Origin of the sequence: Neisseria sp. HMSC70E02 (genome assembly GCF_001838645.1) — a bacterium.
Lineage (GTDB): Bacteria > Pseudomonadota > Gammaproteobacteria > Burkholderiales > Neisseriaceae > Neisseria > Neisseria macacae.
The window spans coordinates 1-12,014 of record NZ_KV838116.1 but is presented as its reverse complement, the minus strand read 5'-3'; the positions used below and the strand labels follow the sequence as shown (position 1 = coordinate 12,014).

At 47.3% G+C, this 12,014-nt stretch carries 13 protein-coding genes; 6 read left to right on the top strand and 7 right to left on the bottom strand.

What is annotated here, in order from left to right; translation table 11 throughout:
- Nucleotides 1-9: 9 nt before the first annotated feature.
- The 4 genes from purN to HMPREF3277_RS10530 form a co-directional block, all read right to left on the bottom strand.
- On the bottom strand, nt 10-636 hold the full coding sequence (gene purN / locus HMPREF3277_RS10545) for a phosphoribosylglycinamide formyltransferase (RefSeq protein ID WP_070871083.1): 627 nt from the start codon (nt 634-636) through the stop codon (nt 10-12).
- Nucleotides 637-825: 189 nt separating this feature from the next.
- Entirely contained in the window at nt 826-1,662 is an 837-nt protein-coding gene (locus HMPREF3277_RS10540) for an FKBP-type peptidyl-prolyl cis-trans isomerase (RefSeq protein ID WP_003779084.1), read from the bottom strand.
- A gap of 130 nt (nt 1,663-1,792) precedes the next feature.
- On the bottom strand, nt 1,793-2,233 hold the full coding sequence (locus HMPREF3277_RS10535) for a DNA polymerase III subunit chi (RefSeq protein WP_070871082.1): 441 nt from the start codon (nt 2,231-2,233) through the stop codon (nt 1,793-1,795).
- Between the two features lie 212 nt (nt 2,234-2,445).
- A complete protein-coding gene (locus HMPREF3277_RS10530) occupies nt 2,446-3,105 on the bottom strand; it encodes a DUF1287 domain-containing protein (protein ID WP_070871081.1) in 660 nt (219 codons plus the stop codon).
- A 459-nt stretch (nt 3,106-3,564) separates the two neighbouring features.
- Here HMPREF3277_RS10530 and htpX point away from each other — a divergent pair, with 459 nt between their 5' ends.
- The 4 genes from htpX (at nt 3,565) to rlmB (ending at nt 6,568) form a co-directional block, all read left to right on the top strand.
- Nucleotides 3,565-4,404, top strand: coding sequence for a protease HtpX (gene htpX, locus HMPREF3277_RS10525; RefSeq protein WP_003768141.1), 840 nt, complete (start codon nt 3,565-3,567; stop codon nt 4,402-4,404).
- Nucleotides 4,405-4,711: 307 nt separating this feature from the next.
- Complete coding sequence (locus HMPREF3277_RS10520) at nt 4,712-5,422, top strand: AzlC family ABC transporter permease (protein WP_003768145.1); 711 nt, start codon at nt 4,712-4,714, stop codon at nt 5,420-5,422.
- Nucleotides 5,419-5,727 (top strand): AzlD family protein, encoded by a 309-nt coding sequence (locus tag HMPREF3277_RS10515; protein WP_003740656.1) that lies wholly within the window; start codon nt 5,419-5,421, stop codon nt 5,725-5,727. Before HMPREF3277_RS10520 ends, HMPREF3277_RS10515 begins: the two co-directional genes overlap by 4 nt.
- 91 nt (nt 5,728-5,818) lie before the next feature.
- On the top strand, nt 5,819-6,568 hold the full coding sequence (gene rlmB / locus HMPREF3277_RS10510; RefSeq protein ID WP_070871080.1) for a 23S rRNA (guanosine(2251)-2'-O)-methyltransferase RlmB: 750 nt from the start codon (nt 5,819-5,821) through the stop codon (nt 6,566-6,568).
- An 83-nt stretch (nt 6,569-6,651) separates the two neighbouring features.
- On the opposite strand, the gene HMPREF3277_RS10505 is transcribed toward rlmB, so the two are convergent.
- From HMPREF3277_RS10505 to HMPREF3277_RS10495, 3 genes are all read right to left on the bottom strand, one after another.
- Nucleotides 6,652-7,605, bottom strand: coding sequence for an L-lactate dehydrogenase (locus tag HMPREF3277_RS10505; protein WP_070871079.1), 954 nt, complete (start codon nt 7,603-7,605; stop codon nt 6,652-6,654).
- Nucleotides 7,606-7,669: 64 nt separating this feature from the next.
- Nucleotides 7,670-8,281: a LysR substrate-binding domain-containing protein gene (locus HMPREF3277_RS10500; protein ID WP_246830802.1), complete on the bottom strand. Its 612-nt coding sequence runs from the start codon at nt 8,279-8,281 to the stop codon at nt 7,670-7,672.
- A 16-nt stretch (nt 8,282-8,297) separates the two neighbouring features.
- Nucleotides 8,298-10,259: a DUF262 domain-containing protein gene (locus HMPREF3277_RS10495; protein WP_070871078.1), complete on the bottom strand. Its 1,962-nt coding sequence runs from the start codon at nt 10,257-10,259 to the stop codon at nt 8,298-8,300.
- A gap of 499 nt (nt 10,260-10,758) precedes the next feature.
- On the opposite strand from HMPREF3277_RS10495, the gene ygiD reads away from it, so the two are divergent.
- Entirely contained in the window at nt 10,759-11,544 is a 786-nt protein-coding gene (gene ygiD / locus HMPREF3277_RS10490; protein WP_070871077.1) for a 4,5-DOPA-extradiol-dioxygenase, read from the top strand.
- 6 nt (nt 11,545-11,550) lie between these two features.
- A complete protein-coding gene (locus HMPREF3277_RS15655) occupies nt 11,551-11,988 on the top strand; it encodes a hypothetical protein (RefSeq protein ID WP_070871076.1) in 438 nt (145 codons plus the stop codon).
- The last annotated feature ends 26 nt before the right edge of the window (nt 11,989-12,014 follow it).

The following is a 12,014-nucleotide window of genomic DNA, read 5'->3' as shown; positions in this document are numbered from 1 at the left end:
TGGGCAGGATTACGCGAGTAAGGTTTGTCCTTCGGCGTTGCGCTCTGAATTGAATACGCGGTTGCCTTCGATTTTCAGACGACCTGCAACGAAATCGGCAACGGCTTGCGGGAAAAGGCGGTGTTCGACGGTCAGGACGCGTGCGGCAACGTCGTCGGGTGTATCGCCGTCGAGGATCGGGACGATGCCTTGCGAGATAATCGGACCGCAGTCCAGCTCGGGGGTTACAAAATGGATGGTGCAGCCTGCGACGCGGCAGCCGGCTTCAAGGGCGCGTTCGTGGGTGTGCAGACCGGTGAAGGCGGGGAGGATGGACGGGTGGATGTTGATCAGGCGGTTTGAGTAATGGGCGCAGAATTCGGGCGTGAGGATGCGCATAAAGCCTGCGAGGACGACCAAATCAGGTTGATAGGCATCGATTTTCTCCATCATGGCTTGGTCGAAAGCAAGGCGGCTGGGGAAGTCTTTGTGGTTGAGGCTGTCGGTGGCGATGCCGCGATCGGCTGCCCAAGCCAGTCCGGCGGCGGTTGCGCTGTTGCTGAGGACGGCGGCGATGCAGACGTCTGGAATGGCGGCATTGACAATGGCCTGCATATTGCTGCCGCGGCCGGAGATGAGGATAACGATGTTTTTCATAGCGTCGGTTGTAGGAGGTTGGTAGGTTTTATTGTATAGCAAAACAAAATCGCAATGTTATGGCGCGGGTTTATTGGAGGGTTGATGGGATAGGAGGTCGTCTGAAACGGGGTAAACCATGTTTTGCGAATATACAGAACAGAAATGCCCGAAACGGATTCGGTTCGGGCATCGGGTTAAAGCACAGGCTTATTGGACTTTTTGAATGTCAACTTGACCGGGAGCGGGTTGGAAATCTTCGGGTTTGCCGATTTTAACCAGCTTCACGTCGAATACCAAAGTGGAATTCGGACCGATTTTTCCGCCTGGCATGACTTGGTCGCGGTAGGCGAGTTTGGACGGGATGTAGAAGGTGGCTTCGCTACCTTCTTTCAAGAGTTGGATGCCTTCGGCCCAGCCGGGGATAACTTGGCTGACGGGGAAGGTAACAGGACCGCCGTTGGCTTTGCTGCTGTCGAAGACGGTACCGTCAATCAGGCGGCCTTCGTATTCGACAACGACGATGTCGTCTTTTTTAGGCTGTTTGCCGTCACCTTCTTTGGTGATTTTGTATTGCAGGCCGGAAGCAGTGGTTTTCACGCCTTCTTTAGTGGCGTTTTCTTTGAGGAACGCTTCGCCTTTTTCCAGGTTGGCTTTGGCGTCAGCCTGAAGTTTTTCCGCCGCTTTGACTTGTTGTTCTTTCAGGAATTTCATCATGACTTCTTGTGCTTGGACTTCAGTCATTTTGCTTTCTTTGCCGTCATAAGAGGCTTGTAAGGCTTCGATGAAGACTTTCATGTCGATTTCCGCGCCCTGATCTTTCATTTGTTTCAGGGAGCTGCCGATGTCCATACCCATTGCGTAGCTGGCTTGTTGGACCGGTGTGCCGATAGAGGATGCGTCTTTTGCGGCAGATGCGCCGGAAGCTGCGGATGCCGATGCGGGCGCAGAGGCTGAAGCAGGTGTATTGGCGTCTTTTTTGTCGCAGGCGGTCAGTGCCAATGCGGCGGCGATTGCCAATGCGCTGAATTTGAAAGTTTTGTTCATGATGTTTTCGTCTTTTAAAAGGGGTCAGTAAAAGAAAGTCGGGATTATAGCCCAGTTTGAATCAAAAGGAATCAAGGCTGTTTAAATTTTCGGCTTATCGTGTAAAGCCGTTTTCAGACGACCTTCGATTTTAGGCTTTGCCCGTCATATCGTGGTGTTCGATGGTAAAGCCGTTTTTTCTGTATGCGCTGAAGCGTTCGCGGGCGTCGGCGAGCTCTTCCAAGCTGCTGCCTACAATTTCAAGCACGCGGGCGGGGATGACGGGGGCTTCGTTCCAAAAGTCGGGCGAGAGATTGAGGACGGTGGCGTTTTCAGGGACGGCGGGTAAAGTATCGCCGAACGCGAGCCATACGGGTGTTTCAGACGACATGGGTTGGTCGGGTTGCCAAATTTCATGCGGAATGAAGCTTTCGGGAATTTGCTGCCAAAGGTCGCGGTCGAGGCGGCGGATGGTTTCATCGGAATCCGACCAGACCAATATTTGCCCGCCGTCGCGTATGGCGCGCGCAATCAGGCGGCAGGCGAAGGCGGCGGGGTCGGCGGCGTGGGTGTAGAAAGTGGCTTTGGGCATGATGCACGGGGCAGGGGAGGAAATGGGGGATTATAGTAAAAACGTTGTGAAAGGGCTATGGTAGGGCTGTCTTATCGGTTTGGTTATCAAACGTATTGATCAGCCGCCTCCTGCCTACGTCAGAATATTCAGGCATCCGGACGCTTGTCAGGATGCCTTGTCAAATTTCAGACGACCTTTTGGGGATGGTTGTTTGTAACACGATGGAAAATTTACTGAACGGGAAGCCTGAAATGTCCGGTAATGGTATAGCGGTAGAGGATGTCGTCTTCACGGGTTCCCAAACCGATATTGTGGATAATCAAGGGTCTGTCTCCGATTTTGCGGTCGGAGACGATGCCGATGTGGGGACGGTTGCCTTTAAGCTCCCAAGTCACAATATCGCCTGCCTGATAATTCGTATCCTGTACCGCCCAGCCTTGGCGTGTGAAATAAGTTATGAGGTTGGGCACCCGGCGGTGGTCGATGTTGGCATCGGGTTGTTTCAAGCCCCAACGGTTGGGATAGGCGGAGAAGTTTCGGCTCATGTCTTGATGGACAAGTTCTTGCAAATCCATATTTTGGTCGCGCAGGGCGCGGATGATGACGTCAGTGCATACGCCTTTTTTCATCGGCACATCACCCATCGGATATTTGAGTTTGGTATAGGCAGAGTCATAACGCAGGGTCTTGCCGATTTGGTTGCGCGCAGATTGGACGATTTTCGGGGATGGTCGGTCGGGTTGGGTAATGGATTGTGAAGAGCCGGTACGGATAAGTGGGATGGTCGGACCGTAAGGGCTGTGATAAAACCAAAAAGCCGCAGCCGTAATCAAGGCAATGGCAACCGCAATGCTGGCAAGAACGAGATTGAGGGAGGTTTTGCGTTTCATGATTTGCGCACGGATTTAATGTAAATGTTATATTCGTTATTTATCAGATTTCGGGGTAGGGTGGCAATCAAAAGAGGAGTAACGGTCTTTATTAGGTATATTCGGACGGGTAATCAATACGTTTTTGAGGGGAAAATGGCATTTTGTTAACGCTAAATCTCCTGTTTAGTCAAAATGATACTTTGGTTTTGCATACCTTTTCCAAGTACGGCATTTTAGAATCCGCCTCTTTTTGAGAAAATACCGCAGCATTAGCAGTAATGCGGTATAAGTCTTACAGCCTGATTGTGAATTCGCTCGAAAATTTTAGGGCAAACCGATAATTTGAATTCCAACCGGTTTCGATATAAAGCGCAGCATGCAAAGTAAACTTCAATATTCCGATATTGTTTAATTTTGTTGTTCTTTTATATCAATCAAAAACATAAACCCACCATACCCAAAAAAGGAATCTCCCCGGTGAAACGAATCTTCTTGTTTCTCGCAACCAATATTGCCGTTTTGGTCGTCATCCGCGTTGTTTTGGCCGTACTTGGCATACACAGTACGGATCAGGTCGGCAGCCTGCTGGTGTACTCGGCCGTCGTCGGCTTTGCCGGTTCGATCATTTCATTGTTGATGTCCAAATCTATCGCGAAAAACTCAGTCGGTGCGGAAGTCATCGTACAGCCGCGCAATCAAGTGGAAGCGTGGTTGTTGGCGACTGTGGAAGCACAGGCGAGGCAGTGGAGCCTGAAAACGCCGGAAGTGGCGATCTACCATTCCCCCGAACCCAATGCCTTTGCAACCGGTGCCACGCGCAACAGTTCGCTGATTGCGGTGAGTACGGGTTTGCTCGAGCGCATGACGCGGGACGAAGTCGAAGCCGTTTTGGCGCACGAAATGGCGCACGTCGGCAACGGCGACATGGTTACGCTGACCTTGATACAGGGCGTGGTCAATACGTTTGTGGTTTTCCTTGCCCGCATCGTTTCCGGCATGATTGCACGCAACAACGACGGCAGCACTTCGCAAGGTACATATTTTTTAGTCAGCATGGTATTGCAGATCGTGTTCGGCTTTTTGGCAAGCATCATCGTGATGTGGTTCAGCCGTCAGCGCGAATACCGTGCGGATGCGGGAGCCGCCAAACTGGTCGGCGCGCCCAAAATGATTGCCGCGCTGCAACGCTTGAAAGGCAACCCGAGCGATTTGCCGCAGCAAATGAATGCGATGGGTATCGCCAGCGATGCCAAAGATTCTTTGCTCAGCACCCACCCCTCTTTGGAAAACCGGATTGCCCGCCTGAAAGCTTTATAATCAGGGCAGGGATTCATAATAATGGAAAGATGATCGAAGGTCGTCTGAAAATGTGAATCGCCCAACCAACTTCGGATATTCTTGAAAACCTGTTCATTTGATTTGTATCAGCCGGATTCTGTCATATTGCAGAATCCGGCTGTTTTCATTTCAAGCTGTATTTTGGGTGTTCCCGTAAATGAATCTGAAATCAATACGGCGTTTCCTTGTTTGCGATTTTGTCTTGCCCTCCTGATTGTTGACGATTTCACTTATAATACCTTCCCTCATTTTTCATCTTCACACTCTATTTAAATTTCTCAACAAAATGACACACCCAAATTCCCCGCAATCCGAATTTTTACGCGGCATCAAAGAATGTTCGCCCATGCTTATCGGGCTTTTGCCGTGGGCGCTGATACTCGGCGTACAAGGCGGGCAGAAAGGGATGAGTTGGCTGGAAATGCTGCTGATGACGGGCATGAACTTTGCCGGCGGCTCGGAATTTGCGGCGGTCAACCTTTGGACCAACCCGCTGCCGATACTGATCATCGCTACCGTTACCTTCATGATTAATTCGCGCCATATTCTGATGGGGGCGGCAATCGCGCCTTATATGCGCGATATGCCGCTGAAAAAAGCCATGCCCGCGCTGTTTTTTATGTGCGACGAAAGTTGGGCGCTGGCGTTTGCGGAAATCCAAAAGCGCAAGGCGATGGGGCTGCCGGCGTTCAATATGCCTTATTACGCGGGCGTGTGCTTTATCCTTTATACCACTTGGATCGGCTTTGCGGCGTTTGGCGCGGCGGTCGGGCCGATGTTCGGCGATGTCGCGGCATGGGGTTTCGGCATGGCGTTTCCCGCCGTGTTTTTGGTGCTGCTGCGCGGTATGTGGAAAAGCTTTAAGGCGGCACGCCCGTGGTTTGTCAGCCTGATTGTGGCGGGCGGGACTTATTTGTCGGTGGACGGGCATTGGTATGTGCCGATGGGCGCGATTTCCGGCCTGCTTGCCGCCTATCTTTGGGGAGAGAAGGAATGAAGGATTTGCTCTCTTGGCAGTCGTTCCTGCTGTTTGCCAGTATGCTGGCGGTAACGTATTCCACCCGCCTTATCGGTTTTTTTGCCTTGCGCAACCGTACCTTAAGCCGCCGCGCACAAATCGTGATGGAAGCCGCGCCGGGTTGCGTGTTGATTTCCGTCATCGCGCCTTATTTCGTTTCCGACAAACCGCACGAGTTGATTGCCATTGCGCTGACCGTGCTTGCCGCAAGCAGGTTTTCCATGTTGGTTACCGTGTTGATCGGCGTGGGCAGTTCGGGGTTGTTGGGGTATTTGATGCGGTAGGCGGCTGCGTTTGAGTGAAACCGGTTACACCTGCTTTCAGACGACCTTATCTTGTTATAATGTCGTCTGAAATTTTTTATAAAGCAAAATCATGGCAAACCAAAGACTCATCTACGGCTTCCACGCCGTCAACGCCCGCCTGTGGCAAAACCCGAAATCGATTACCGAACTTTACGTCCAAGAAGGCAAAAACGATGCCCGCACGCGCGACGTGTTGGAAAAAGCGGCAAACGAAAATGTGCGCGTACACTTCGCCGACGCCGACCGCCTCAACGCCATCAGCAAAGGCGCGCGTCATCAGGGCGTGGTCGGGTTTGTCGACGCTTCCAAAAACCACGTCCATCTCGAAGACGTATTGGAAAACCTGAGCGAACCGCCGCTATTGCTGATACTCGACGGCATCACCGACCCGCACAACCTCGGCGCGTGCCTGCGTACCGCCGACGCAATGGGCGTACACGCTGTCATCGCGCCGAAAGACAAAAGCGCAGGGCTGAACGCCACCGTCAGCAAAGTCGCCTGCGGCGCGGCGGAAACCGTCCCCTACATCACCGTAACCAACCTCGCCCGCACCCTGCGCGAGCTGAAAGAATACGGCATCTGGATCATCGGCACCGACATGGGCGGCGACGCCGACCTCTATCACTGCGACCTGCCCGACAGCGCGGCATGGGTGATGGGCAACGAAGGCGAAGGTATGCGCCGCCTGACGCGCGAACATTGCGACATGCTGGTGTCGATACCCATGTTCGGCACGGTCGAAAGCATGAACGTCTCCGTCAGCGCGGGCATGGTGTTGAGCGAAACGCGCCGGCAAAGAGTGTTGAAAGCAGAAAAATAGGGCTTAGGTTTGTGAATAAAAAACGTCGTCTGAAAACCGAATTGCCGGTTTTCAGACGACGTTTTACTTAGAGGCTATTCTATTTACCCGACCATTTCATCGACTTTGCGTTGATAGCTTTTCAACAGCTCCGCCGAGCGGGCAAAGCGTTCGGCTTCGTCGTCTGAAAGTTGCAGGTCGATGATGCGGACCGCGCCTTGGCGGTTGACGACGGTCGGTACGCCGATATACACGCCATTTTGTCCGAACTCGCCTTCAAGCAAGGTGGAAACAGGCAATACGACGCCTTGATTGTGCAGGATGGCGTTGGAGATACGGCTCAAACCCATGCCGATGCCGTGGCTGGTCGAACCTTTGGCGGCGATGACTTCGTAGGCGGCATTGCGCACGGTGTTATAGATTTTGTCCATACGCGCCTGTCCGTCTTCTGATTGTTCCAACATCTTCTGAACCGACATACCCGCGATGTTGGCGGTGCTCCAAAGCGCAATGATGCTGTCGCCGTGTTCGCCGATCATCATGGCATCGACGCTCCAAGGGGCGACATCGAATTCGTTGCCCAGACAGACGCGAAAACGGGCAGAGTCAAGGATGGTGCCCGAGCCGATAACACGCTCTTTGGGCAAACCTGAAAAGCGCAGGACGGCATAAGACAGTACGTCCACGGGATTGGAGGCAACCAAGAAGATGCCGTCAAAGCCCGAAGCCATGACTTTCGAAACGATGTCGCGGAAGATGCGCAGGTTTTTGTCGATTAAGTCCAAACGTGTTTCGCCGGGAGCCTGCGCCGCGCCCGCGCAAATACACACGATGTCCGCATCCGAACAATCATCGTAATCGCCGACGTAAATACGCGCAGGCGAGGCGGCATAAGGCATTCCGTGGCGGAAGTCGCGCGCTTCGCCTTCCGCGCGCGTGCGGTTGATGTCGATTAAAACCATGTCGTCGCACAAGGCTTGGTTGAGCATGGAATAGGCGTAGCTGACACCGACCGCGCCCAAGCCCACAACGACTACTTTGTTACCAACTTTTTTCATGTTTGTTCCTGTTTGTTTGTGAATAGGAATTATTAATAACACTTGGACAGGGTGGCGTCAAATTTCAGACGACCTCCACCCGCAGCGCATCCACAATCAGCTTAAACACATTCGAATGCCCGTGGCGGCCGGGGTAATAGAGGTAAAGCGGATCGTAAGTCATCGCATATTCAGGCAACAGCTCGACCACTTTCCCCGAACGGATTGCATCCGCCACGCTCATATGTGCTACCCACGCGATGCCGAGGTCATCTGAAACGGCTTGCAGGCGCAGATGGTTGTTGATGGAAAACTGCGATTTGGGCGTGAATGTAATCAGCTCTTTTTTGTATTTGAATTCCCACTGCATCTCCGCGCCGTGTTCGGCGGAGAGCTTCGTGCCGATGAGGCGGTGCTGCTGCAAATCGTCAATATTTTTCGGCGAACCGTGTTGCGCTAAATAATCAGGCGAGGCGACCAACGCCATTTTGAGCGGTGCGGAAATCGGCACCGCAATCATCTCTTTCGCTACCTTGTTACCTAACCGAATGCCCATATCAAATCCTTCTTTCACAATGTCCGCCCAACGGTCGTCCACCACGATTTCCAAGCGGATTTTCGGGTATTGGTTCAAATGAGTAGTAATAATTGGAGAAATAGGAAAAGGTCGTCTGAAATGGTTTTCAAACGACCCCATGTTTATTTAAATAGTGCTATTTTGACTTAGAAGAATTAACAAAATCTAATCCTAAAATTTTATCCACATTGAAATCTACCCAACTTTCAAAATCAATATTCCATCTTTTATCCATAAAAGCGAGCATCTTTTCTGAACGTTCCTTAATTGCTTCAGCTGTCCAATTTTCTTGCTCTGATACTTTAATTTCACTGTACGAGCCATTAAAGAATCCAGTGTTATTTCCCTGTTTATTAATGTGTTTTTTCTTAAATGGGAAATCATTGTTTTGTAATTCTGAATTTTTAGAACGGCTTAACAGTAGTAAATTCCCAATGCTATGTAGCAATCTATTTTTCTCTTTTTTCGATTTTGTTGATGAATTTACATACTCTTTCCAATAAGGATTATCGGCTGTTTGCGGATAAATATGTTCAATAGTTTCATCTTTTTTACGTTTACTAAAATCATTCCAAGAGACTTTTTCGTCCCCTTTTGCTTCTTTTTGTAAAAATAACTCATATTCATATAAGAAATATCGCAATCCACTCCAGCTATAAAACCCCTCTTTTTCACGATAAAGCTCATTTATATGCTCCGTAAAATCATATAACCATAGCCAACCATCATGCACCTCTTCTCCTGCATCATTTTCATATTTACCATCAGTAAGGTAATCAATTTCATCCTTGATTTTTTCTAGAGATAAATTATCAAGATAATAATCATGAGCATAACGGTAAATCGTACTATTTGCTGTGTTTGATCTGCGCTGTGAAATATGAAAAACAAGGAAAATGAATCTTTCAGCCGATTTTAAAAGTGGTAAAAACTCCTGTTCATTAGATTTACTTGTTACAGCAATTAATAACGGCGCAAATGCCCCCATATTTAAACGGTTAAGTTTTGATAACCATTCCTTAGTTTCCTCGTTGTAATTAGAAAAAGACGGATTATGAATCCAAAACCAGTATTTAACTATTTTTTGTAAGCTATTGACATATCTTCTTATGTCTTCAAAACCTATTTGATTCTCTAGAATATTTCTAGTAGTGAACTTTTCGGTAAGAAGATACTTTGCATAAGATTCTGATTCTTTTCTGTTGTATTTGAAATACATAACCCAATGATCTCTGAGGAAATCATCATCTTCTAATTTGCTTTCTTTATTTTTACCTAAATATTCATAAATAGTTTTCCATGACTCATTAATATCTTTTCGTAAGCCAGTAATTTGTTTCTCATCATCTAGCATAGTAGCCAGATAAATTAATCGATTTTTGAGTAATTCAAGATTAGATAAAGGTTTTCCTCTATTGTTCATGGTTTCAAATGTAACATAAACATCTAAATTATCATCAATTTCATAAAAATTAAATTTAAATGAAGTTATTACCTTTTTAAATATTTTTTCTTGTTGTGTTGCTTCTAACTTTGAAAGTTTTCCTTGGAAAAATTTCTTAGCAAATTCTAGATTGCTTGTATAAAGTGTTTGATCGGATACTTTATCGGAAAAAGAAGATTCTTGATTCAAAATTTTAGTTTTGAAAAATTCATCGCTGGGAGTATCTTTTTCATATCCAAAAATATATGATTTATATGAATTTTTATAGCTTTGAAATAAAAATTTATCTATCCAAATACTTTTAGGTTTAAATAAAATATCTTCATCTATATAGATATTTAATATTTCATTAATAAGAATAATGGATGTCGTTAGTCTTTGCTGACCATCAATCAGGTAATATGCTTTGAAACCACTTTCTATAAGCCACAAATCATTCTTCCATAACTCGCTATTTTCAATTTTATTTTTTGTTATTGGTTCAACAGTAAGTAACCCTGTGTAGTGTGCTTTTCCCTCTTTGAGATTAATCAAATCATTCCAAAAATCTTCAAGCTGGTTTTTTCCCCATGAATATCCGCGTTGGAAGTCAGGGATTCTAAAAAGTTTTTCGCTAAAAAGTTCATTTAGAGAAAGCAGTTTGTTATCAGCCATATAGTAACTTTCAGATGTTAATGTAAAAATACATTTTACCAATATATAACTATTTTTACAATGAGCGATTTTTTAATAAATATAACTAATTTCGTTCATGAAAAGACTGGTTACAGATTGAAAATCTAACAATCCAAACTTATTTTCGACTAAGTTTAGTTTTACGATTTAAAATAACTGCACTTTCTGAGAAAAAAAACGGCACGTTTGACGCCATTGTTAATCACGATACAGTGGATAAGTCAATCACGACACAGTGGATAATTTGAAACGTATCGCCGCGTGAAAAACGGGGCTGTAACCGTTAAAAATGGTGTGCTCCAGCACGCCTTACTTTTTTCTCTATACATTTTCAGACGACCTCTTTTTAACTTTGCAGCAAAGCCAAAAAATATCCCATCATTTCCTATTTGGAAATTATGTTGTTCATAAATTGAGATTTATTGCTTAGTTATTTATCCGTACAATCCGCCTCATCAAATATTTTAAGGAGGCAATGATGAAAAAAATGCCTGTATTGTTTGTCGGGCATGGCAGTCCGATGAACGTGTTGGATAAGGAAAATCCGTTTAACCAAAATCTCAGCCTGATTACGCAAAAGTTTGACAAACCCAAGGCGATTTTGATGATTTCGGCGCATTGGTACAGCAGCCGTTTGCAGGTTACATCGGGTGAACGTCCTGAAATGATTTACGATTTTTACGGATTTCCTGAAGAGCTGAGCCAAGTGCAGTATCCGGCGCCCGGTTCGCCCGAATTGGCGGAGCAAGTTCGGTCGTTATTACAATCGGAAAATGTGGAGCTGAACCCGACGCGCGGTTTTGATCATGGTGCATGGGCAGTGTTGAAATTTCTGTATCCTGATGCTGATATTCCTGTGGTACAACTCAGCCTTAACCGTTTGCAGTCGGCGGGGTGGCATTTCAATTTGGCGAAAAAATTATCTGCCTTGCGCGAACAGGGTGTGTTGATTATCGGCAGCGGCAATATTATCCATAATTTGAGCGTGATGAGCAGGGCGCATATCAATCAAATCGGCGCGGGTTATGATTGGGCGTTTGCGTTCCGCGAAGCGGTCAATCAGGCGATTGTCGAGCGGGATGTCGATACTTTGATTCATTACGAACGGCTGGGCGAAAAGGCGATGCTCTCCGTGCCGACGCCGGAACATTATCTGCCTTTTCTTTGCATCATGGCATTGCGCGAGCCGGATGATGCCATTACGTTTTTCAACGACAACCTTGTCGCCGGTTCGCTCAGTATGACTTCGCTTTTAGTGGGGTAAAAAAATATGGCAGCGCAAAAGATTCTTTATTTGTTTGATCCGCTTTGCGGATGGTGTTATTCCGTTTCAGACGGCATTTCAAAATTGGCGCAAACTGCTGATGTCAAACTTGTTCCGACAGGCTTATTTTGCCGCGACAAAATCATGTCGCCCGATTGGGCGGAACATGCTTGGGAAAACGACCGGCGCATCGCCAAGCTCACAGGGCTGCCGTTTAGCGAAAATTATCGCCAAAACATTTTGCAGCAGCCGACCAATTTCAATTCTTTCGCTTTGGTTCAGGCTTTAACGGCGGTTCAAACTACCGAGCCTGCTCGCGAACCGGAAGCCTTGCGTGCTTTTCAAAAAGCACGTTACGAAGAAGGTTTGGATACGGCAAAATTGGATGTATTGGCAGATGTTTTACGCCAAATCGGGTGTCAGCAAGCGGTTGGGATTTTATAGTCAATTAAAATCAAAATAGGACAGTA